This is a genomic window from Roseofilum sp. SBFL, from assembly GCF_017746885.1.
In the GTDB taxonomy this organism is placed as follows: domain Bacteria; phylum Cyanobacteriota; class Cyanobacteriia; order Cyanobacteriales; family Desertifilaceae; genus Roseofilum.
Genome location: NZ_JAGHZH010000012.1, coordinates 1 through 22,611, shown reverse-complemented (window position 1 = coordinate 22,611; position 22,611 = coordinate 1). Strand labels below are relative to the sequence as shown.

21 protein-coding genes are annotated in these 22,611 nt (G+C 40.0%); 19 read left to right on the top strand and 2 right to left on the bottom strand.

The features are described 5' to 3' along the window. The first annotated feature begins 75 nt into the window (after positions 1–75). From J7545_RS00795 to J7545_RS00705, 19 genes are all read left to right on the top strand, one after another. Entirely contained in the window at positions 76–966 is an 891-nt protein-coding gene (locus tag J7545_RS00795) for an SDR family oxidoreductase (RefSeq protein WP_318701438.1), read from the top strand. A gap of 20 nt (positions 967–986) precedes the next feature. After that, the gene (locus J7545_RS00790) at positions 987–1,328 is read left to right on the top strand and encodes a cupin domain-containing protein (RefSeq protein WP_318701437.1); all 342 of its coding nucleotides are present in this window, start codon (positions 987–989) and stop codon (positions 1,326–1,328) included. Beyond that, positions 1,328–2,248 (top strand): glycosyltransferase, encoded by a 921-nt coding sequence (locus J7545_RS00785; protein WP_318701436.1) that lies wholly within the window; start codon positions 1,328–1,330, stop codon positions 2,246–2,248. The genes J7545_RS00790 and J7545_RS00785 overlap by 1 nt, the downstream gene beginning before the upstream one ends. 56 nt (positions 2,249–2,304) lie before the next feature. Beyond that, the gene (locus J7545_RS00780) at positions 2,305–3,819 is read left to right on the top strand and encodes a hypothetical protein (RefSeq protein ID WP_318701435.1); all 1,515 of its coding nucleotides are present in this window, start codon (positions 2,305–2,307) and stop codon (positions 3,817–3,819) included. Positions 3,820–3,847: 28 nt separating this feature from the next. Beyond that, a complete protein-coding gene (locus J7545_RS00775; protein ID WP_318701434.1) occupies positions 3,848–4,699 on the top strand; it encodes a hypothetical protein in 852 nt (283 codons plus the stop codon). Between the two features lie 118 nt (positions 4,700–4,817). Continuing rightward, positions 4,818–6,095 carry a hypothetical protein gene (locus tag J7545_RS00770; RefSeq protein ID WP_318718996.1) on the top strand — a complete coding sequence of 426 codons (1,278 nt, stop codon included), beginning with the start codon at positions 4,818–4,820 and terminating at the stop codon, positions 6,093–6,095. Positions 6,096–6,301: 206 nt separating this feature from the next. Beyond that, on the top strand, positions 6,302–7,114 hold the full coding sequence (locus tag J7545_RS00765) for a hypothetical protein (RefSeq protein ID WP_318701432.1): 813 nt from the start codon (positions 6,302–6,304) through the stop codon (positions 7,112–7,114). Positions 7,115–7,149: 35 nt separating this feature from the next. Beyond that, entirely contained in the window at positions 7,150–8,325 is a 1,176-nt protein-coding gene (locus J7545_RS00760; RefSeq protein WP_318701431.1) for a glycosyltransferase family 4 protein, read from the top strand. Positions 8,326–8,334: 9 nt separating this feature from the next. Then, a complete protein-coding gene (locus J7545_RS00755) occupies positions 8,335–9,096 on the top strand; it encodes an FkbM family methyltransferase (protein WP_318701430.1) in 762 nt (253 codons plus the stop codon). Continuing rightward, positions 9,089–9,979 carry a glycosyltransferase family 2 protein gene (locus tag J7545_RS00750; RefSeq protein WP_318701429.1) on the top strand — a complete coding sequence of 297 codons (891 nt, stop codon included), beginning with the start codon at positions 9,089–9,091 and terminating at the stop codon, positions 9,977–9,979. The genes J7545_RS00755 and J7545_RS00750 overlap by 8 nt, the downstream gene beginning before the upstream one ends. Positions 9,980–10,029: 50 nt before the next feature. Then, the gene (locus J7545_RS00745) at positions 10,030–10,701 is read left to right on the top strand and encodes a class I SAM-dependent methyltransferase (RefSeq protein ID WP_318701428.1); all 672 of its coding nucleotides are present in this window, start codon (positions 10,030–10,032) and stop codon (positions 10,699–10,701) included. Positions 10,702–10,750: 49 nt separating this feature from the next. After that, on the top strand, positions 10,751–11,749 hold the full coding sequence (locus J7545_RS00740) for a glycosyltransferase family 2 protein (protein WP_318701427.1): 999 nt from the start codon (positions 10,751–10,753) through the stop codon (positions 11,747–11,749). After that, complete coding sequence (locus J7545_RS00735) at positions 11,742–12,857, top strand: glycosyltransferase (protein ID WP_318701425.1); 1,116 nt, start codon at positions 11,742–11,744, stop codon at positions 12,855–12,857. The genes J7545_RS00740 and J7545_RS00735 overlap by 8 nt, the downstream gene beginning before the upstream one ends. Beyond that, a complete protein-coding gene (locus J7545_RS00730) occupies positions 12,854–14,056 on the top strand; it encodes a glycosyltransferase family 4 protein (RefSeq protein ID WP_318701424.1) in 1,203 nt (400 codons plus the stop codon). The genes J7545_RS00735 and J7545_RS00730 overlap by 4 nt, the downstream gene beginning before the upstream one ends. A gap of 12 nt (positions 14,057–14,068) precedes the next feature. Then, a complete protein-coding gene (locus J7545_RS00725; RefSeq protein WP_318701423.1) occupies positions 14,069–15,481 on the top strand; it encodes a hypothetical protein in 1,413 nt (470 codons plus the stop codon). Then, on the top strand, positions 15,441–16,700 hold the full coding sequence (locus J7545_RS00720) for a glycosyltransferase family 4 protein (RefSeq protein WP_318701422.1): 1,260 nt from the start codon (positions 15,441–15,443) through the stop codon (positions 16,698–16,700). The genes J7545_RS00725 and J7545_RS00720 overlap by 41 nt, the downstream gene beginning before the upstream one ends. 247 nt (positions 16,701–16,947) lie before the next feature. Then, positions 16,948–17,898, top strand: coding sequence for a glycosyltransferase (locus J7545_RS00715; RefSeq protein WP_318718995.1), 951 nt, complete (start codon positions 16,948–16,950; stop codon positions 17,896–17,898). A 3-nt stretch (positions 17,899–17,901) separates the two neighbouring features. Further along, positions 17,902–19,695, top strand: coding sequence for an asparagine synthase (glutamine-hydrolyzing) (gene asnB / locus J7545_RS00710; protein WP_318718994.1), 1,794 nt, complete (start codon positions 17,902–17,904; stop codon positions 19,693–19,695). Beyond that, the gene (locus J7545_RS00705; RefSeq protein ID WP_318699310.1) at positions 19,692–20,900 is read left to right on the top strand and encodes a glycosyltransferase; all 1,209 of its coding nucleotides are present in this window, start codon (positions 19,692–19,694) and stop codon (positions 20,898–20,900) included. The genes asnB and J7545_RS00705 overlap by 4 nt, the downstream gene beginning before the upstream one ends. On the opposite strand, the gene J7545_RS00700 is transcribed toward J7545_RS00705, so the two are convergent. Further along, positions 20,897–21,766 carry an FkbM family methyltransferase gene (locus J7545_RS00700; protein ID WP_318699309.1) on the bottom strand — a complete coding sequence of 290 codons (870 nt, stop codon included), beginning with the start codon at positions 21,764–21,766 and terminating at the stop codon, positions 20,897–20,899. The two genes, J7545_RS00705 and J7545_RS00700, sit on opposite strands and share 4 nt — an antisense overlap. Positions 21,767–21,877: 111 nt before the next feature. Beyond that, positions 21,878–22,611 (bottom strand): glycosyltransferase (locus J7545_RS00695; RefSeq protein ID WP_318718993.1); only part of this gene is annotated, 734 nt, incomplete at its 5' end.

The following is a 22,611-nucleotide window of genomic DNA, read 5'->3' as shown; positions in this document are numbered from 1 at the left end:
TATAATTATTTTTTAAACAATGAGAAAAAGTAAAGGAAAATTGTTGTGTAGGAAAAAGAGGAAGGAGGAGGAGAAGTGAGAAAAATCCTGATTACCGGAGGTAGTGGTTTTGTTGGCTCCAATCTAGCTACTTTATTCTCCTCTAGCAGCAATAGTGAAGTGTTCTCTACCTACATGAATCATCCTATCGATGTGGATGATCCTTTATCCATTCATCCCATTCAGTTAGATGTTAGAAATGAGAAAGAAGTCATATCAGTTTTTCATAAGATCAAACCAACTGTTGTGATTCATGCAGCCGGGAATAAAAATGTAAGAGATTGCGAGAAAAACCCTGATGATGCTTATAAGACCAACGCTTTAGGAACTCAGAATGTGGCTCGTGTATGTCACGATATTGATGCTCATTTAATCTATGTTTCCACTGATTTGGTCTTTAGTTGTACAGATGGACAGTATCAGGAAACTGATATACCAGAGCCGAGTTTAGTCTATGGAAAAACTAAATTGAAAGGAGAAGAAATAGCTAAACAAGAACATGATCGAGTAGCTATTTGTCGTAGTGGTGGAATTTATGGCAACCATTCTCCTCTTCTACAGTGGTTGTCAAAACAACTCCTAGCTGGTCAAGCTGTTGAGTGTTTTACTGATGTGATGAATACGCCAACTTATGTAGTTAATCTTGGGGAAATGTTTGAAGTCATCATAAATAATAATTTGACTGGGATATTTCACACAGTGGGCAGTCAGAGAGTAAGTCGGTTTGATCTCTTCACAGCCTATGCCAAGGAATTCAATCTTGATACCCATCTACTAGTTCCCACAACGGTGGGGCAGCATGGAGAGAATTTATTCCTACAAAAGGATGCTTCTCTGCGGGCAGAGAAAACAAGTGCTATCTTGGGAATGAAGGCGGATGCGATCGCAGAAGGTTTCAGACGTTTAGCAGTAGCAGGAGGTGTATAGTGCAACGATTATCCCCTTATATGAAAAAACACGATAAACGAGGATCTTTTTGTGGCATCACTCAAGCAAATTGGGCAGAAGTGAACTTTATCGAGACAGCAGCGAATGAAGTTCGCGGAAACCATTATCACAAAGAAACTCACGAACTTTTTTTTATCATCTCAGGGGAAATAGATATTGAAATCAAAGATATTAATTCTGGTAAATGTACTAATTTAAGTGTAAGTAAAGGTGATATTTTTATCATAGAACCTTATGAATTGCATACATTCCGAACTAAAACTACAGCCCAGTGGATCAATATGCTCTCTCAGCAGTTAGATTTAGATAATCCTGATTTTCATAAGCTGGAGGAAACCTAATGAACCATAAGTTAAAAATAGGTCTGCGGTTATTCCAAATTAACAGCATAGGTGTCGGTAAACCAGGGCAGGTTCAGGGTGATGAGATTATTGCTAGAGGATGGCAAAAATATCTCCTACAGCATGAGAAAGTTGATTCTGTCCACCTGTACGGCCCAAAAGGAATAATAGAGGAAGATCTGGATGTTCTCATCCATTTTAACCCTTTCTTGGATTTGCAGGAAAATACAAAAAACTTTCTGTATTTGCAGAATGCCTTTTCCAAAAAAAATTATCCGAGGGGAACAGTCGGTGTATTTAAGCAAGTCAAGAGTAAGTTTTCTGGTTACATGTTCACCAGTAAAAAATTAATGGACTCTTGTGCCGATGGTGCTGTTATCCCATTTGCAACAGACCCTGATTTTTTTTATCCTCAATTTTCTGAGCAGTTTGAGTATCCAGTGTCATTTGTAGGAAATAATATTAGGGGACCAGTGGTTAATCTTCGTTACTTAGAGCCAGCTCTACCGTTTGGATTGGTAATGTATGGAAATCTTTGGTCAGAACCTTTATCTAGCGTCTGTCAAGGGAGATTACCGATGCCTGACTTACCCAAATTATATTCTAGCTGTAAAATTAATCTTAATGCTCATATTGAGGAACATATTGAGCTGGACACGATCAATCTAAGGATTTTTGATATACTGGCATGTAGAGGTTTTGTTATGTCTGATTATGTCCAGTCTATAGAAAACTACTTTGGTAATAGTGTTGTTTCTACTGCGGGGTATGAGGATATGTGGGCTAAACTTGTTCATTATTTATCTGAGCCAGAAGAGAGATTGAGACGTAGTAAAGAAGGACAGAAGAGTGTTCTCAGTAACCACACATACGCTAATCGAGTTCAGACATTATTGCAATATCTAGAAGGGGCTTTATAATAATTATCAGGGTTAACAAGCATCTTAATATATATATTCATTTAGGAGGTAAAATTATGAACGTTTTATTCTGCAATATTCCCTTCATCAAATACGATGAACAAGGAAATATTTACACAGGGCCTAATGCTGGTTCTCGCTGGCCTTGGACAGGTAAAGGTATTCATGGGTATGCCTGTTTCCCATTCTTCATGGGCTACGCGGTTAACTACCTGATTAAACATGGCATTGATGCTCAATTCTATGATGCAGTTGCACTTCACCATTGGGATTACAAACGGGTTGAATCTGAAATTGCCCAATACAATCCAGATATTCTCTTCTTGGAAACCTCTACACCGTTGTACAGGAAAGTTAAAGAGTTTGCAATTTGGGCTAAAGAGCAATTTTCATGCCGTGTTGTATTAGTTGGTCCTCACGTTCAAGCCTATGTCAATGATTTAATACAAGAACCTTTTGTCGATCATTGTGTAGTTGGAGAATACGAGAAGCCAGCTCTAGATATCGTCTTGAAGCAAGATAGAGCTACACCTATATACACCTACGATCATGTAGAAGATATTAATTTTTTGAAAGGAGAAAACTTTCTCCCTTTTCGTCCCTTGGAATATCTTTACAACTACTGGGACTTTTCCATGAATACTCCCAGACCACAGTTAACGGTAAGTACTTCACGTGGATGCCCTTTTAAGTGCACTTATTGCCAGTGGCCTAAGATCATGAATAATGGTCAATACCGCAATAGACTTCCAGAATTAGTGATTGATGAAATCAAGAGTGTCATTCGTGATTACAAAGAATATGAAGCTAGAGTGCAAAATCAACAGACTAAGTTGGAAAAACACCAAAAATATGGAATTAGCACTCTCAAAGATGTTTTGAAAGGTCGCAAAACTATAGGAGATGCACTGGAGTATATAACACAAGGCTATCAGAGCCAAGGGATTGGAAGTATCTTTTTTGATGATGATACTTGGAATCTGGGTAATCAGAGGATTACAGAACTGTGCAAGGGGCTGAAGGATATCGGATTACCCTGGACGATGATGGGGCGGATTGATACTTCTCGCCTAGAGATATACGATCTCATGGTTGATAGTGGTTGCGTGGGAATGCGTTTTGGTGTTGAGAGTTTTAATCAAAAGCTGGTTAACAATACGAAGAAGAGCTTAAACACGAAGAAAAGCTACGAAAATATCAAGTACTTGGTGACTCGTTTTTCCAATATGGAATTTCATTTCACGACGATGAAGAATCTTCCTGGGGAAACAGAAGAAGATTGGCACAATGACCTCAAAATTCTGAATGAACTGAAATCAATTGGTGAAAAATCCAATAATGTTATTCACTGGCAAAACTCTGATTGTATTGCCTTCCCAGGAACTGAGATGTGGGAAGAAATGGTGGCTCTTGGTAAAGGAGAGGAGCTGAAAAACTTTGATCTCTATGATGGTAGCACCCATAATGATGCTAAACTTGCTGAAGCTGTGGGCTGGCTTGGAAAAGACTACAAACCTAAGTGGTCTCAGTACTCCAAGATGGGAGAACCGACTAATCTTCCTAAAGATTAAATAACGATAACTCTAAGGCAGACGTAACATGAATATCTTGATTGATGGCTGTGTGTTTGGGTATTCTGGCTATTTAGAGGTGGTCAAATTCTGGCAAACTTTGATTCCTAGAATAGTTTTTTATCTTGAAGGCCATACGATTTACTTTTTGAATAGAAGTACAAACGCAGTGTTTCCAGATATTGCTGTTAACCATCTGTTTGCTCCTCTACCAGAATTTGATTCCTCTGGTGTAGAAATCTGTCGTTTATCCGCACTTTGCCAAGAACTGGAGATTGATCTATTTCTCAGTACCTACAACACTAGTCCAGGATCTCAATCGAAATCTTTATTTATTCTAGAGTACTATCAATCAGTTCTATTAAATAATAGTGCTTTAGATAGTAGTTTCGTAAACTTATCAAGACAGCGTGCCCTAAAAATGTCCTGCGGTTATTTTATCCTCTGTCAAGATAAAGATGAAATACCCAAATTTGATCTGTCTTTAACACCAAACCGAGAAATTTGGATTCATCATATTTCCAACAAGTTAGGAGATGGTAGCGCTGTAGATATAAATTGGGAGAGTTTAAGCCAGGATATTGTCAAGGCAATCAACAAACTTTTTGATACTGAAATCAGTAGTGATGTATTGGCTCAGATAAAAGCAGAAGAATCCTTAGTAAAGGATCAAGTCCAACACTGGAGACGATTGACGGAAGAACAATCAAATAGCCAAGCTTTTTACCCTGTGTACGAACCTAATTTAAATGTCAAAAAAACTTATGTTTATTTGGAGTTTTTCTTAAGGGGATATCGTGTTCTAATAAAGCCTAAACGATACCCGGAATTCATTGCACGAATCTATAAGTGGGTAAAAATCAAGGCAAAAGCGCTTTGATTCGATTGGTTCATCGCTTTTGCTGTGTTCTAGGCTGAAATTCATGAAAAAAGTCTTATCAATTTGTTATCATTTTGTCCCGGATATTACTCCAACCAGTATACGGAGTAATAAAATTATGCAATATCTGGAAGATAGCTGGGCTATTGATGTAATAACTAAAGCACAATCAAGTTGTTTAGGGCGTTGCATTAAGGTTCACTCGATTAGTGATTGGTATCCAACATCTCTAGTTCAATTAGTTGTTAAGCTTAAATTAGGAAAAATCTGGGGTTTTATTCTTCCATTTGGTGGTGAACTTGCTGTATTTTGGGTGATTCCAGCAATTCTAAAAGGATGGAAATTAATTAAGGAAGAAAAACCAGATGTTATTGTTGTTTTTATGATGCCTTATTCAGTAGGATGGGTAGGAATAATTTTAAAATGGTTAACTGGTGTTCCGGTTATTTTAAACTTTGATGATTCACCCACTTGCACAGATATGAGTGGAAATGTTTTTATGAGTTGGATACATTACAAAATGACTGTATGGACGGAAGATTTTTATATCCAGAATTCTGATGCCACTATATATGTATCACAGCGAAATTTAGACAGAGTGAAATCTAGGCAATCTAAAAATAACCAAAATAAGTTTCACTTAGTGAGATATGGGGCAGATCCAAAAGATTTCCAAGACAACATTAGTAATAGAAATGATGAATATTTTCAAATTGCCTATATAGGGGTTATGGGAGGGTGGTTTGAGTTTTATCATTTTGAAGAAGAGAAGAAGGTTTTTTGGAGAAGACTCTATCAATTTTGGAATGACCTAGGACAATATAAAGTCATAGATTTGGATTTGAAGACCTCAAGTCCAATGTATTTGGGTCAAGCGGTAAAAACAGTAATCTATAACCATCCAGAATGGGATGAGAAAATAAAAATAGATTTATACGGAAATCCATATCCGAAATATGTAACTGATCGTGCCTTAAAAAATCAGAACTTGAACAATGTTGTTCAAGTTCACGATGCTCTACCTAATAAAGAAGCAATACAAATTGCTTGTTCCTGCGATCTATTATTTATGACCCTACCTGCACGTCCTGATGATGCTGAACCAGGAGGGAGGATTTCAGCAAAAACCTATGAATATTTAATGACCGATAGACCAATTCTGGCAGCTATTTCTCCTGGTGAAAATTATGATTATTTACAGGGTAAAACCGGGGTTTGGATTGTCCATCCAAGAGATGTATCAGCAATGACAGAAGTAATAACTAAGTTAGTTAGTGAAAAGTTTTCCGGGAATCCTAAAGTTTGCGATCGCACTCCCATTCATTGGGAACTCAGCTATGCTAACCGGGCAGTTGAGTTTGCTCAAGTTTTAGATACTATTGTTTCTCAGAAATAATTTCACTACTAAATATTAAAATATGTCCAGCTTATAACTATAGTAAAAAATAAATTTAAAAATTCAAACTTTGTCAACAAATCTTGGGTTAAAGAGTAATGACCTTAAATAATCACAACGATCGCATATCTAATCTCTTTTTGTCTTCCATACTTAGGATCAAAAAAGGTATTAACTACAGATTAGTATATAGATACTGTAATCTGATGAAAAATATCAAGGCTAAAAAAAAGCCCTTTATAGATTGGAAGCCTGTAGACCATAGCTTACCAAAGTTCATTGCGATTGTACGTGAGTCTGATGTACCGTTACTAGCTTATAGCTTGAGTACTTTAATGAAACAAGTAATTACAAGACCAAAGTTTTGGCTCATTGGAGACTCTGAATCAGCTTACACAAAATTAAAATTGTGGTTTGATAATGCACCAGCAGATGTAATATTTTGGAACTGGCTCACCTTATTCAAACAACTAGATACTAAATCTAAAGTCTTTATAGAAACTTGGGTTAATTCTGGAAGATGGGGAGGATATGCAAAAAAATTTGCTGTTACTCTTGCAGCTAATGCTCACTCAGACACATTGATTTTCGACTCTGATGTTCTCTGGTTTGGAGACTTTGTGTCAGCTTTAGATATCCTGAAATACAAACATTATCCTATACTAGCTGGGAAAGATTATGCTCAAGCTTATGACCTAGATTTAGTGAAGTTTTTAGGAGATAATCGTCTTCTAGAAGGAGATCCTCTAAACTGTGGACTAGTATATTACCGACATCATATCATATTAGATATGTTAACTCCAGATGATTTAATGAATTTACTCCCATATGCAAAGGCAGCGACAAATCATCTTGAACAGACTATTGTAGCTTATATATTTTGGCAATCAAATGGTACTTGGTTTGATTTTTCAACAGTAGCAACAACTCTCAGCGATCAACTAAATTTCAGGAATAAGGTTCAATCTATTGCACGTCACTATGCTGGAGCTAAACATTTATTTTGGCGAGATGCTTAAACTATAACCTTATTCAAGAAGTATAGGAGGATTTTATGGATAATAATAAAAGTTTGAGAATACTAATGATACTGCATATGCCTTGGGATCGTAATCTGGGTGGTTCAAGAGTGCAGTTGGAGTTAGCTGATGAATTCTGGAAAATGGGGCATCATATTGAAAAATTTGATATTAATGATGCCTTTCCGAATGGTCAATCTTCACGGCTGGCTCAATTTACTCGTCCTAGTTTCTCAAGTAAAGCCAAAGAATTCGCTATAGCTAATGGTCATCGCTTTGATATTATCGATGCTCATCAAGGAAATTTACCCTTTACTAAACAAGAACTAAAGTTTAAAGGATTACTGGTTGCGCGTTCTGTTGGATTGTACGCCTTTTGTGAAGAGTATTTTAAGCTCGAACAACAGAAGTGGCCGCAGACGAAACAAGGCAACCCCATTACAAATACTCTGCGGTCTTGGCGACAAATGAGAGAGCGCCCTTATTACGTTCGCAGTTTAGAGACTTGTGACTTAATCAATCTTCCCAATGAAGACGAAAAGATTTATGTACAAGAACATTGGGGTCTTGGTGATAAATGTTCAGTCTTTCCCTTTGGATTATCAGAAAAGCGACAACAGTTATTCACTGAAGCTGTACCATCAACAAGCATTCGTCTGAATAATAAACAAGTCGTATTTATTGGGTATTGGGGAAAACGGAAAGGCTCTAGAGATTGGGCAGAAATAATCCATCGTACAAAAGCGAAAATATCAGACGTGAAATTTAAGTTTCTGGGAACAGGTTTAAGCGCTGAAGAAGTTTTGCAAGATCTGAATTTACTCCCTTCGGATTGGATAGAAATTATTCCTAAGTATGATAGTGATGAACTGCCATCGCTTTTATCTGGAACTACAGTGGGAGCATTCCCTAGCTATATGGAAGGATTTGGATTTGCAGTGTTGGAAAAAATAGCTTGCGGTTTACCGACAGTAGCTTATGATATTCCTGGGCCTCGAGAAATGCTGAAGCATGTAGATCCAGCTCTCATGGTTCCAGTTGGTGATGTTAATGCTTTTGTCGAAAAGTTAGTTAGCATACTGACGCTTGAGAGAGGTCATTATGAAAAATTATGTCAACAATGTTTAGAGGTCGTCAAAAATTTTTCTTGGCCAAAAATTGCTGCCGAGCAAATACAACTCTATTCTCAATGCTATACCAACTTAAATTAGGAGGGGGTTATGGTCACTTCAATACTTCAAAGGGTCAAAACTGCTTATGCGGTTAGTCGATTGACTAGACGTTACTATAGAGCAAACCAAATTCCCTATACTTGTAACTACTATGTTAATGGCTATAAAATTAATATTTCTGGGCCAGATGCTTTAGTGATGCTTATTGGTATAGTTCTCAATGATACATACGGATTAAAGCGATTTCAGAATCTAGAGAGTATTGTAGATATTGGAGCCAATATCGGAATTTTTTCGATTTATGCAGCTACCTTATTTCCAGAGTCAAAAATTATTGCCTATGAACCTTGTAGTGAAACATTTTCTAACTTGAAGAAGAATGTTGATTCTTTCAATGTTGAAGTCTATCCTTGTGCTGTAGGGCAATATACTGGTAAAGTGAATTTAAGTATTGAAGGAGATTTAACAGCATGTTATGTTGCCAATAATAACGGTTCTATCAACTCCTCTCAAGTATGTGATATGATATCGTTTCAAGAAATTGCTGATAAAATGGATGGGAGTATAGACATCCTAAAGCTTGATTGTGAAGGTTCTGAATACGAAATAATGCAATCACCTAGCTTTAATTGTGTGCAGTATGTTGTGGGAGAATTTCATACTTGTGAACAAGGAAATCCTAAGTATGGACTAGAGTTACTTAAACAAAGGGGATTTACAATAGAACAATGGTTGCCGTTTCCTGATGGTAAAGCGGGTGAGTTTTGGGCTAGAAATGATCGGAAATTTAAAGGAGAAAATTATGCATAGTTCTCAAGAAGTTACTATTAGCGTTGCTCTAGTGACTTGTAATCTTCCTGATTATTTGAACCGATGCTTGGAAAGTGTTCGTTCTCAAAGCTTTCAGCCTTATGAAATCATTATTTCAGATGATTCAACTCCAGAAATTGCTCCTCAAAATGAAGCGATCGCTCTCAAGTGGGACTGTCGGTATCTTAAAGGGCCACGTCGAGGTTTACAAGCGAACCTCAATAACGCTGCTTTAGCCTGTCAAGGGACTCATGTACGGATAGTTAATGACGATCATATCTTTCCGGAAAATCACTTTAAAATTATTTATGATACTGTCAAATCTGACCCTGAAAGTGTTTGGATTTTAGGAGAATATTACGAATATCCGAATCCTCAATCTCATTTACATCTCCCAGGAGAAGTTCAACCGCGAGGATTTCACAAACCAATTACTAATTTTGATGACTGTTTCGCCATTAGTGGCGGTTCAGCTATTATACCTAGAAAGATTTTTGATAAACATCGTTTTTTAGAAGCCTTTGGATATGTTTGCGATTTAGAATTTGGCCCTCGTTTAAATGCCTTGGGATATCCGATTCGATGCTGTCCGGATACTTATGTAATTCACCTAAGTCACGGTACAGTTGAGGAACGAATAGACAAGCATAAAATTGTTTACCCAAAAGGGGCTTTTCTTCTATCTTATCTAGCCTATAGTTGTTACCGTCCTCAGATTTTATCCCAAATAAAATGCTTGAGTTATTTTTTATACTTAGCCATGCTAACGTCGCTCAATGTTAAAGATAATAACTTTAGGTTATCAGACTTTTGGCAAACCTGGAAATTGGGGATTGAGTATGCCACTTTATTTAAGGAAGGTGAGTATGAGAAGATTATTTAGATAAAAATTTAGCTATACCATTGTTTAATGAATGTTAACTTCCTCTAATCATGAACTCAATTAATCAAGTTATTGATGGACAGACTATTTATAATATACCTGTAATGTCAAGAGTTCCCAAAACCGCACGCAGAATTCTGGATATTGGATGTGGTGCTGGTGTCATCGGGAAACAAATCAAACAGATTATGGATTGTGAGATTATAGGGATTACTAATAATGAATCAGAAGTGGCTACTAGTTCCGAATGGTTAGATAAAGTCGTACTTCACGATCTCAATGAAATATTTCCAAGGGATAAACTGGGAGAATTTGATTGTATTATCTGCTGTCATGTTTTAGAGCATCTCTATCAGCCCCAACAATTGCTTCAACAAATCAAATCAAGTATTAAATCTGACGGTATATTAGTTGTTGCTCTGCCCAATATACTGTTCTGGAAGCAACGCTTAGAATTTCTCAAAGGTTGTTTTCGATATGCTGATGATGGGCTTACGGATAGAACTCACTTTCGTTTTTTTGATTGGCAAACTTCTCATCAGTTGTTAAAAGAAAATGGATATAGAATCTTGAATTCAGAAGGAAATGGTTTCCTTCCATTACCTATGATTCGGAATTATTTCCCAAAAAGTAGTGTGAAATTGGATCGAATAGCTACAGAACAATTTCCTGGATTATTTGGTTGGCAATTTGTTTTTACTTGTCAGGTTGAATCTGTATAATCAGTTATGATTTCTCAACCATGTCTGTTCTCAGATATAATGTGAGACCATGAAAAGTTCTCCTTTGGTTAGTGTGGTTATCCCTACCTATAATTATAGTCAGTTTATTGGTGAAGCTATTGACAGTGTTTTCTCATCTAGCTTGTCTAAAAACGAGTTAGAAATCATTGTAGTGGATGATGGTTCGACTGATAATACGGCAGATAAAATCCAAGCTTACCCAGATGAGATTATCTATATCCAACAAAAAAATAGTGGTAAAGCAAAAGCTACTAAAGTAGGTATCGATCGCTCCACGGGAAAGTATCTGTTTAACTTAGATGCTGATGATATATTCTTGCCAGAAAAACTGGAAAAAGTAGTTAATTGCTTTGAATCCGATCGCGATCTCGTCCATGTCTCTCATCCCGCCATTTACTGGGATGTCAATAATAATGCTAAAGAAAGCGAGCCAATTCCAGAGTGGATGAAGAATACCAAACTGAGTGGAAAAGAGTTGCTGAGATATTTCTATCGGCATCAAATCTTGTTTGGTGGAGGATCGACGTTTGCAACTCGTACCGAAATTGCTAAGAAAATACCGATTCCTGAAGCGGTTGATATGTATATTGATGAGCATTTGGTTCTCTTTGCTCTCCAGGATAAATATTGCTATTTTATTGATGAACCCCTTTCCCTTTGGCGAATTCATGGAAGTAACTTTTCTGTTGGTGAATCAAAGTCAAAAAAGGCGATCGCCAAACTGAAGCGGAGTCAATCCAGTATGGCAGCAGTATTAAAGACGTTAGAAGCAGAGGAATTCGAGCCAGAAATCATTGCCCTGTATGCGTTGAAAACGAAAGTGTCGATCGCCTCTATTAAAGAACAGCTTGGACAAAAGAGTCTCGGTGATATCATGGATATCTGGCAATATTTGTGGCAAAATTTTAGTCAAGATCCAGAACTCTTACAGCTAGTTAAAACATATAATGTTCTGAATCGGACTCTGCCAACCCCTATTATTAATGGACTGAGAACCCTAAAATCTAAACTTTCCCGTCATGGATAATCACGGTGATCGCCAAAATCCCTCAATCATCATACTACTCGGCCAGCAACAAGCCCTCGCTGATGGCGTGTTTGACTATACGGAAAAGCTAGAGCAAAGTTTGACTCAAAAAGAGGTTGAGTGCGATCGCTTCCCCATGCAGTGGCGAGAATGGGGATGGTTAAAAGCACTGCAATGGCTGTGGGTAGAAAGTGGACAATGGCGAGATCGCTGGGTGATTGCCCAATTTACCGCATCAGCTTGGTCAAAGTTAGCGTTACCCGTGATGTTTGTTGTCGTGGTTGGACTGCTCAAAATCCGAGGAGTCAAAACCGCCATCATGTTTCATGAAGTTCAAGGATATCCTGGAGAACGGCTAAAATATAAAATCCGGCGCTGGGTACAACTGTGGACAATTCGCATAGCCATGAAATTAGCTGATCGCTCGATTTTTAATGTCGATCTAGAGCAATTAACCTGGCTCCCCGTCGCTTCATCTCAAGCAACATTTATTCCCGTAGGTTCCAATATGCCGGAACCGGACTTAATAGCAGTGAAGTCTAAGGGAGAATGTTCTCAGAGGAAGACAAAAACCGTGGTAGTGTTTGGGATGACCAGTGTAGAGATTACGCGGGATGAAGTAGAGGCGATCGCCGCTTCGATGTCCCAAACCGCTAAACAGATTGATTCCTTACGTCTGGTGACTCTAGGAAGAGGCTCAAAAGAAGCTGAATCCGAACTTAGAGAAGTGCTAAAAGATTCTAATGTAGAGATTTCTGTCCTAGGGTTGCTAGAGCCAGAAGAAATTACTCAAGCGCTGATGGAAGCAGATGTGATGTTATTTGTACGGGGTGAAATTTGCTCTCGTAAAACTACGGCGATCGCCGGATTAAGCTGTGGACTTCCTATCGTTGCTTATCAAGGTACAGAAACCGCTCCTCCCATTCCTGAAGCGGGAGTTTTGCTCGTACCCCAAGGCGATCACCAAGGTTTAGGCTCTGCATTGACACAAGTGCTTCAAGATGACAAACTATGGCTAGACCTCCATAAACGGAGTTTCAAAGTTTACCAAAACTATTTTAGTTGGGATGTAATTGCACAGCGTTTTATGGAAACCTTAAAACCATGACTTCAGATAAAAAACGGGTGTTGTTGGTTTCTTCTCAACCCATTCAAAATCCCGCATCCCTGCACTTAATGGCTAAACACCCTAAGTTAGATATTTTGGTCGCTTACTGCACTTTGCCTGAAGAAAAACTACATACTGATTCTTTGCAAAATAACCCCGAATATATTACCAAATCCATTTTTGATATTCCGCTCCTAGAAGGTTATCCCTGGGTTTACATTCCTAATCGATCGCCCATACCTAATTTAGACCGTGCTTTTGGTCTAATCAATCCTGGTTTAGTGAAATTAGTTAAAGACTTTGATTGCTGCGTGGTTTACGGTCACAACTATGTCACGTTTTGGATGGCGATCGCTGCGGCAAAACTGGCTAAAAAGCCTCTGATTCTCTCCACCGATGCCACCTATATTGAACCGATCTCTGGCGGCAACTGGAAAATTCCGATTAAGAAAAAAGTTTTACCCTTTCTCTATAATCAAATTGCTGATGCTGTGCTTGTCCTTTCCACCGCATCCAAGCGATTTATCCATTCATTAGGCGTTCCTGAAGAGAGGATTTTTATTACTCCCTATGTGGTAGATAATGATGTAATTACTGAAACAGCGAGGAATTGCGATCGTCAGAAAATGCGATCGCAATGGAATATCCCAGAAGATGCTGCGGTGGTCGTATTCTGTGCGAAATTTATTCCTCGAAAGCGACCTCAAGATGTCATTGAAGCTTTTGCTAAGGCGAGTATTCCCAAGAGTTATTTAGTTATGGTAGGAGATGGCCCACTAGCAAATAACTTAAAAGATCAAACTCAACAACTGGGAATTCAAGAAAGAGTACGCTTTCTCGGTTTGATTAAATATTCTCACCTCCCTGAAGTCTATGCTTCCAGCAATATCCTCGCTTTCTCCTCAGAATACGAACCCTATGGTTTACCCGTCAATGAAGCTATGATTTGTGGTATACCTGTAGTCGTCAGCGATCGCATTGGTGCAGGCTACGATCTCGTAGAAGAAGGTAAAACTGGCTTTACCTACCCCTGTGGTAATGTTGATGTCTTAACGACTATCTTTAAGCAAATTTTGAGTCAACCCGAACAACTTCGAGCCATGGGTATAGCAGCCAAGACTCGAATGGAAACCTGGTCACCGCATGAAAATGTGGAAGGTTTAGTAGAAGCTATTGAAAAAATCACATTATCGTTCTAAATTAACCAACCTATGAAACTCCTGGTTGCTTTATTTGCTGTTAGTGTTATCTTTTACCTTTCCTGTATGGACTGGCGGCGATCGGTCAAAGCCTTATTAGTCCTGATTGTTCTAGAAGGAGTGCTGAGAAAATGGGTTTTACCCCAAGCCAGCGAAATCATTTATTTCCTCAAAGATATTGTCCTATTTGGAGCATATTTTCAATATTATGGTCTCTCCAAAAAGAATTTACCCCAATTTAAAATTGACTTTTTTCATATATTTCTTCTCTTATCCTTGCTATGGGGGTTATTCCAAGCCTTTAACCCTAGCTTGGGATCTTTAATCGTTGGAATTTGGGGATTGAAAAACTATTTTTATTACATCCCAATTATTTGGATGTTTCCAGATTTATTCGGATCGGAAGATGAACTGAAAGAATTTTTAAGAAAACAACTAGTATTCTTTATTCCTGTAGGCATTTTAGGCATAGTCCAATTTTTCAGTCCAGCTTCTAGTTTTATTAATTCCTATGCACCAGGATTAGAGCAAGCAGGAGGATCTACTGCCCTCTTTGGATCTTCCGGTAATGTCCGAATTACAGGAGCATTTTCTTATGTCAATACCTATATTCCTTACTTATTATTCAATATAGCTATTTTGTTAGTCTTCTTAGAAGAAAAATTACCCACTAAACAAACTCGAATATTAGTAATCAGTGGTGTGTTATTAGTCTTGAACTCTTTTATAACTGGTTCTCGAACGATTATCTTTGCTGCTGGTTTACTATTCATCGGTTATTTTCTGATTAAAAGTATCGGCCAATTTCATCGAGTGTGGAGAATCCTGAAATGGATTGTTCCCCCCAGCCTCATTATGGTTGCTATAACACCGATTTTATTCGCCTCAGAAATTGAAACAGTTCTCGATCGAATTTTATTAACCTCCGATCTGAGAATGCGTTTACTTCTGTTTGTGATTGAACCCATTCACAATCTACAATACAAACATTTTGACAGTTTTGGGATTGGATCTACTCACCAAGCTACTCCTGTTTTAATCAATGTCCTGAACTTACCTCATCCTGAAGTGATTCCTGTAGGGTTTGAATCTGAAATGGGGAGAATTGTATTAGAAATTGGGCCCATTGGATTTCTCCTGTGGTATGGATTAAAAATATCAATTCTTGTGGGATTGTTTATCCTATACTGGAAATTAAAACGACCCTTCCTACGAAACCTAGCATTAATTGCTTTCTTGATCCAAGGAATTTGGTTTCCGAATCAGCATGTTTTCCACATTACATTTAATGTTTATTACTGGTTTATGACAGGATTTCTGTACCTCTTACCTCACCTAGAAAAAGTGGAAAATTGGCGACAGCAGTATCAGATTATGTACTCTTATGAACAGCCACCGTATTACCCTGATTCATCCTACCGGTAACCCCAATTCTCGTGAAGCTGCTTTAGCCTTGGCAGAAGGAGGATTTCTTGATGCAATTATTACCACGATCGCCTATAATCCTGGCTCCCCTCTATCCAACGTCCTCAATAAGTTGCCAACGCCCCTCAAAACCGCAATCTCTCAAGAACTCAGTAAACGCACCTGGAAGCCTCCAGAGGGAACCACTATCCATACCCATCCTTGGCAGGAAATTCTCCGAGTTGCTCTGGTTCGGAGTGGTGTACCGCGTCGTCTAGCCCTCAATAATCAACGATTAACCGATTGGATCTATACCTCCATCGATCGCCATGTTGCCCAATCTCACCTCAAGGGCCTCGATGCGGTGTATGCTTATGAAGATGGAGCAGCTACTACCTTTCAAGCCGCTAAATCACAAGGAATTCTATGCTTGTACGATCTGCCAATACTGTTTTATCAAATGAGTCGCCAGATTCAAGCTGAGGAAGCTGAACTCTTTCCCGATCTCGCTCCCGCCTTACAAGCAGCGAAAGAACCAGAATGGAAGCTCAGGCGAAAAGAACAAGAACTTGAACTCGCCGATCGTATTTTTGTGGCTTCCTCTATTACCCGTCAATCCCTACTCAATTTCGGCGTTAATCCAGAGAAAATTAGTGTCATTCCCTATGGCGCTCCCCTAGGCTATTTTCATCCCCAACCTAAAAAAGAGAAAGGTTTCCGCGCCCTCTATGTGGGTCGGGTAGAACCTCGAAAAGGGATTCACTATCTTTTAAATGCTTGGAAAAAATTAAAGCTCTCTGATGCAGAATTATGCTTAATCGGGATTAATGAATTTCCTTCTGGCTGGCTGGATCGATATCAAGATATTTTTCGATATATTCCTCCCATTCCTCACTATTCCCTGAACCAATATTACAGTTCTGCTAGTGTTTTTGTCTTCCCCTCTTTAGTTGAGGGATTTGGTTTAGTCTTGCTCGAAGCCATGGCCTGTGGTATCCCTGTCATTACTACACCCAATACGGCAGGGCCTGATATAATTACGGATGGAGTGGAAGGGTTTATCATTCCTATTCGGGATACTGAAGCTCTTCAAGACAAACTCGACTGGTGTTACCACCATCCTCTAGAATTAGCTCAAATGGGACAAGCTGCGAGAAAAAAAGCAGAACAACTTACTTGGTCTCAATATCGGCAACGGTTAGCAGATTGCATTGCCGATGTCATGAACAAAAATTTATGAAATCCAAGCAGCAGGTAAGGCGATTGTGAGTGTTTTAGAGAAATCAGTAATACACGTATGGATACCCAATTTATTTCAACATAAGGGTGGAATTCAAGTGTATTCTAGTTTTTTACTCTTGGGTTTACAACATTTGTATTCACAATATATATACCAGATTTTTGTGAAGCTCGATTGCTGGGTTGAACCAGAGTCAAGCTATCTTGAGAACACTCAATTTTATTTTTCTGGTTCTTGGCCAAAACCAATGAAAACGCTCCATTTTGTGCTAAGATTGCTCTTATTTGGTGTATGGTATCGACCCAATTTAGTGGTAACGACCCATGCTAATTTCGCGATCGCCGCCTTTCTCCTCAAACGCCTGACCGGAACTCCCTACTGGATTATCGCCCACGGGATAGAAGTCTGGAATATCGATCGCCCCAACCTCAAGATCGCCCTCCAAAACGCCGATCGCATTCTTGCCGTGAGTCACTATACCCGCGATCGCCTCATTAACGACCAAAACCTTAACCCCACCACCCTTAAAGTTCTACCCAATACCTTCGATCAAGAGAAATTCCACATTACCCCCAAACCCTCCTACCTTCTAGAGCGCTACCATCTCGAAGCAATCCAACCCATCATTCTCACCGTTGCTCGTCTCGATCCCAACGAGCAATACAAAGGCTACGATCGCATCTTACAGGCACTCCCCACCGTATTATCACACTGTCCAGATGCCCATTATCTCCTAGTCGGCAAAGGCGGCGATCGCGCCAGAGTCGAGCAAGTTATTCAATCTCTCGATCTGAGCCGTCACGTCACCCTCACTGGCTTTATTCCTGACGAAGAACTCCCTGACCACTATAATCTATGTGATGTCTTCGCTATGCCCAGTAAAGGAGAAGGCTTTGGGATCGTTTACCTCGAAGCCTTAGCCTGTGGAAAACCGACCTTGGGCGGAAACGAAGATGGGGCGATCGATGCCCTTTGTCATGGCGAACTCGGAGCCTTAGTCAACCCAAATAACATCCAAGAAATTGCCCAGACCTTAACTCAAATCCTACAGAAAACCTATCCCAATCCTCTCATGTACCAGCCCCAAGCACTGCGGCAAAAAGTTATAGAAATTTACGGGTTGGAACGCTTCAAACAGACTCTAAACCAGCATCTATCGGAATTTTGGCAGGAAAAATATCCAACAGGAGTTCATTAAGCTATGTGTGGAATTGCCGGTTGTATCGGTTACTCAGATCCGGATCGCCTAGAAACTAGCATCGCCAAAATGCAGAATGCCCTCAAACATCGAGGTCCCGATGACCAGGGACTCTATATTTCTGGCGATCGCCAAGCCGGTTTAGCCCATACTCGCCTCTCCATTCTCGACCTCAGCCCCGCCGGACATCAACCCATGTCCACTAGCAATGGGCGCTATTGGATCACCTTTAACGGCGAAATCTACAACTTTCGCGAACTGCGAGAAACCCTCATCACCCAAGGGGAAACCTTCCACTCCCAAACTGATACCGAAGTTATCCTCAAACTCTACCAAAAACACGGTTCCCACTGCGTCAACCAACTGCGAGGCATGTTTGCCTTCGCCATCTGGGACGACCAAGAAAAAACCACCTTTCTCGCCCGCGATCCCCTTGGTATCAAACCCCTATACTATTGGCAATCTGGCTCAACCCTCCTCTTCGCCTCCGAACTACGAACCCTCCTCGCCTCCGGTTTACCCCGGAAAACCCTCAACCCCAAAGGACTTTATACCTATCTCATTAGTGGCTCCGTTTCCGAACCCGATACCTTAATCCAAGATATCTATGCCCTCCCCGCTGGTCATTGGTTGCACTGGCAAGCTGGACATATCACTCAACAACACTATTGGCAAATCCAGTTTAATCCCCAACCCATTACGCCCACAGAAGCCAAAGAACAAGTTCGCCAAGCGCTGATCGACTCCATCAAATATCACTTTGTCAGCGACGTTCCCGTAGGCGTATTTCTCAGTGGGGGTATAGATTCCACCTCCCTCGTTGCTCTCGCTCGTCAAACCCAACTCGGTCAACTGCGAACCTACTCCATCGCCTTTGAAGAAAACCCATGGAATGAAGGCCCTATTGCCAAACGGATTGCCCAATCCTTTGAAACTGAGCATACCGAGTATATCCTCACCGCAAAAGTTGCTCGGCAATGGCTGAATCAGTTTATTGGGGCGATCGATCAACCCAGCATCGATGGTTTCAACACCTATTGCGTCTCCAAAATCGCCAGAGAACACGACACAAAAGTCGCCCTATCCGGACTCGGGGGTGACGAACTCTTTGGCGGTTACAGCTCCTTTCAACAAGTCCCAAAAATGGTAGCCTGGGGAAAACGCCTCCAGTTCCTCCAAACCCTCAACTGTGGAAAACTCCTCAATCAATGGACAAAAAATCCTAAACTCCAACGAATTAGCGACTTTCTCCAACATCCCCCCAACAGCCTAAACGCCTATCTCAGCTATCGCGGCATCTTCACCCATCCAGAAACCCTACAAATTCTCAGTCACTTCTGCTCTCACCAAGACCCCTCAACTCTCAGACCTACTCTAGACATTCCCCCCTGTCCCTCCCCAGAAGATGAAGTCAGCTTCCTCGAAATCAACCGCTATATGAGAAACCAACTTCTCCGAGATAGCGATGTCATGAGCATGGCCTGGGGATTAGAAGTGCGCGTTCCCTTTTGCGATCGCGTTATTCTAGACACCATTGACACCATTCCCCATCCCCTCAGACTCGCCCAAGGCAAACAACTCCTCATTCAAGCCGTTCCCGAACTTCCAGAGTGCGTCATCAACAAACCCAAACAAGGATTTCTCTTTCCCTTTGATCGCTGGCTCAACGATCCAGAATGGGACTCACTCTTTCAACTCACCTCCCTTCCCCAACTCTCCCTCACCCCCTGGTATCGTCGTTGGAGTCTCGTTATTCTCCAGAAGTGGTTACAAAATCTTGGTATTTCCCTCCCGTGAACAACAAACCCCTAAACATTCTCCATGTCATTCCCAGCGTCTCACCTCTACGGGGTGGCCCCAGTTATGCTGTCATCAACATGGTCAAAGCCTTACAGAAACATGGAATCAACGCCGAAATTGCCACCACCGATGATAACGGAGCATCAGAACAACCCCTAGACGTTCCTTTAGGAGAACGGACAGACTATCAGGGCGTTCCCGTTTACTTTTTCCCCACCCACAATTCATCCGGTTCAAGCTTCACTCAAGATCGAGGCTTTCTCTTTTCTTGGCCCCTCACCCAATGGTTATCGAATCATATCCGAGATTACGATCTCATCCATACCCACTATCTCTTTTCCTACCCTTCCACCTGTGCCGCCGTTCTTGCCAAAAACCAAGGAGTCCCATATATTAGACGCACTATCGGCCAACTCTCCCCCTGGGCCCTAGCTCAAAGTCGTCGCAAAAAACAACTCTATAGCCTTCTTATCGAACGCCGTACCCTCAATCAAGCTGCCGCCATCCACTGTACCTCAGAAGGAGAAGCCCTAGATGTTCGCAATTATGGCATTACTGCCCCGACCGTAACCATTCCCCTAGGCGTGGACATTCCAGAAATCCAACCCGATGCTAAAGCTAAACTACGGGACAAATATGATATTCCTTTAGACGCGCCCATTATCTTATTTCTCTCGCGCCTCCATTATAAAAAACGTCCAGACCTGTTAATCGAAGCGCTCCATCAAGTTAAATCTAAGCACCCCAACATTTATCTCCTGCTTGCTGGTTCTGGAGATCCTGAATATATTGAACAATTAAAACAATTACTCCATCAGTTAGACTTACACTATTGCACCCGATTTACCGGCTTTGTTACTGGCGAAGATAAAGATTTAGTCCTTCAAGGCTCAGATCTTTTTGTCCTTCCTTCCTTTTCCGAAAACTTCGGTATTGCCGTCGTCGAAGCCATGGCTGCTGGTTTACCCGTAATTATTACCCCAGAAGTACAAATTTCCCCAGAGATTGAGCAGGCAAACGCTGGGTTAGTTGTAGAGGGTAATAGAGCATCTGTAGCCAGTGCAATTTCTCAGTTACTAGCATCAGAGAAGCAAAAACTGAGTCAGAATGCTCAAACTTTAGTTAAACAGTCCTATTCTTGGCCAGCCATCGCAGAACGGCTGGCTGATATTGATCGTTCTCTAATTCAAAAACAAACTTAATGACTAAGTTGAGCAAGGATATTAGACCAACCTTCAACGCGATCTTCATCAAAAGGTTCTAACTGTCCCTGTTTATTAATTAAATTAATTGAATAGCCAAAGTGATTTAAAGCTGACACAGCTTCACGCCATTGTCCATGGCCTACTTCCATAAATATATTATGAATTAGCTGATTAGATAAGAAATTCTCTGCACCTTTAAGAACAGAAAGCTCATGACCTTCCACATCAATTTTTAGCAAATGTATACTTTCAATAGCATTATGACTACACCAAGTATCCAGATCCTTAGTCTGTACTTCAACAATATTTCCTGAATTTTCGTCTGGTAATTTTTTATTTATTAAATGACTAAACATTCCCTGTCCTATTGGCGGAATAACCAGAGAAGCAATATTTTTGTTGTCGCTGATCGCTAGGGGGAAAACTGAAATTTCTGAATAGCCATTAATTTCTATATTACGTTTGAGCTTACTATATTCTATTGGATTAGGTTCAAAACCAAAGATTCTTACTCCTGACCATTGGTTTTGACGAGAGTAAGCAGCACTTAAGAGACTATATAATCCCATGTTTGCGCCAACATCCAAGATCACCATATTATCTCTATCCAGTAGCTTTTTCCACCACTTTAACTCAGCCCATTCATATTGTCCCCTATAGAAGAGTGAGCCGACACTTATATCTTGCGGTTGAGCTTCTATCTCAAATCCATATTCGGTTTCAAATCTCAACAAAGGCTGACGTTCAGCATAGAGTTTCCAAACTAACCTTCTCCAGAATGCCATGATAGGATTTCTATAAAACTGTGGATGCTTAAGTAAGCCTATTCTCATTGATATCCACTCATAATTGATATTCATCATTTATATAATCCTCATCCATCAGTAAGAATGTATTGAGAGCTGTTCTATTTTCTTGTTTTTTTTATCAGAAAACAGCATCTTGGTTATTATAACATAGCTAAACTATAACTGTTAAAATAATTCTAGCTCTTTCAACAAGTCCCGAAACCGATTTTCCCAAGTATGATTTTTTAAACAATGATCTCTGCCAGCAGCAGCAATCTTTTTAGCTTTAGATGGGTGATCGAGGTAATAAGAAACTTTTTCTAATAAATCTGGTAATTCATTCCAGGTGTCTAGATGTTCTCCAACTTTGAATAATTCATGTATTTGATCGCAGTCTTGAGTTAAATAAAATCCTCCAGCCATCGGAATTTCAAAATCTCGCAGTCTAACTTGTCTAAGTTTTGAATTAGCACCTTGATTTCCTTGAAAATGTGTAAAACCCAAATTGATAGCAGCACCTTGTACTAGAGAATAAAAATCGCTCTCGCTATAGAAACCCTTAAAAGATTTAGATAGCTTGGTAATGCAAGACATTTCGGATGCTGAATACGAGGTTGAACTTTTTTTCAATTTTTGCCACACATCACTCCACCCTTGTTCTTGTAAGCATGACCACAAGTAGTAGCGAATATCATGAATATTTTTTCTTGTATTTGGAGATTTCAAAACATGAATGTATTTTTGCAACGGGCTTTTCCTTGACGATGTTTGTATAGTTTTTCTCAAGGGGTGACAAGGAGGCTCAATGGTAGAGAGAGTGGTGGGTTGAGGAGGCGATCGGTAAAAGAGTAAAGTGGTCGTGTAGAGACCACAAAAATATAAAAATGCTTCCTCAATTGTACCAGAAAATCCTCGAACCT

What these genes read in the sequence shown, in the direction of transcription:
- J7545_RS00780 (WP_318701435.1), top strand. Translation starts at nt 2,305, where the DNA reads ATGAACGTTTTATTCTGCAATATTCCCTTCATCAAATACGATGAACAA.
- J7545_RS00770 (WP_318718996.1), top strand. Translation starts at nt 4,818, where the DNA reads ATGCAATATCTGGAAGATAGCTGGGCTATTGATGTAATAACTAAAGCA.
- J7545_RS00735 (WP_318701425.1), top strand. Translation starts at nt 11,742, where the DNA reads ATGGATAATCACGGTGATCGCCAAAATCCCTCAATCATCATACTACTC.
- J7545_RS00715 (WP_318718995.1), top strand. Translation starts at nt 16,948, where the DNA reads ATGAAAACGCTCCATTTTGTGCTAAGATTGCTCTTATTTGGTGTATGG.
- J7545_RS00725 (WP_318701423.1), top strand. Translation starts at nt 14,069, where the DNA reads ATGAAACTCCTGGTTGCTTTATTTGCTGTTAGTGTTATCTTTTACCTT.
- J7545_RS00700 (WP_318699309.1), bottom strand. Translation starts at nt 21,766, where the DNA reads ATGATGAATATCAATTATGAGTGGATATCAATGAGAATAGGCTTACTT.
- J7545_RS00765 (WP_318701432.1), top strand. Translation starts at nt 6,302, where the DNA reads ATGAAAAATATCAAGGCTAAAAAAAAGCCCTTTATAGATTGGAAGCCT.
- J7545_RS00785 (WP_318701436.1), top strand. Translation starts at nt 1,328, where the DNA reads ATGAACCATAAGTTAAAAATAGGTCTGCGGTTATTCCAAATTAACAGC.
- J7545_RS00750 (WP_318701429.1), top strand. Translation starts at nt 9,089, where the DNA reads ATGCATAGTTCTCAAGAAGTTACTATTAGCGTTGCTCTAGTGACTTGT.
- J7545_RS00745 (WP_318701428.1), top strand. Translation starts at nt 10,030, where the DNA reads ATGAACTCAATTAATCAAGTTATTGATGGACAGACTATTTATAATATA.
- J7545_RS00720 (WP_318701422.1), top strand. Translation starts at nt 15,441, where the DNA reads ATGAACAGCCACCGTATTACCCTGATTCATCCTACCGGTAACCCCAAT.
- J7545_RS00730 (WP_318701424.1), top strand. Translation starts at nt 12,854, where the DNA reads ATGACTTCAGATAAAAAACGGGTGTTGTTGGTTTCTTCTCAACCCATT.
- J7545_RS00740 (WP_318701427.1), top strand. Translation starts at nt 10,751, where the DNA reads ATGAAAAGTTCTCCTTTGGTTAGTGTGGTTATCCCTACCTATAATTAT.
- J7545_RS00790 (WP_318701437.1), top strand. Translation starts at nt 987, where the DNA reads ATGAAAAAACACGATAAACGAGGATCTTTTTGTGGCATCACTCAAGCA.
- J7545_RS00775 (WP_318701434.1), top strand. Translation starts at nt 3,848, where the DNA reads ATGAATATCTTGATTGATGGCTGTGTGTTTGGGTATTCTGGCTATTTA.
- J7545_RS00755 (WP_318701430.1), top strand. Translation starts at nt 8,335, where the DNA reads ATGGTCACTTCAATACTTCAAAGGGTCAAAACTGCTTATGCGGTTAGT.
- asnB (WP_318718994.1), top strand. Translation starts at nt 17,902, where the DNA reads ATGTGTGGAATTGCCGGTTGTATCGGTTACTCAGATCCGGATCGCCTA.
- J7545_RS00760 (WP_318701431.1), top strand. Translation starts at nt 7,150, where the DNA reads ATGGATAATAATAAAAGTTTGAGAATACTAATGATACTGCATATGCCT.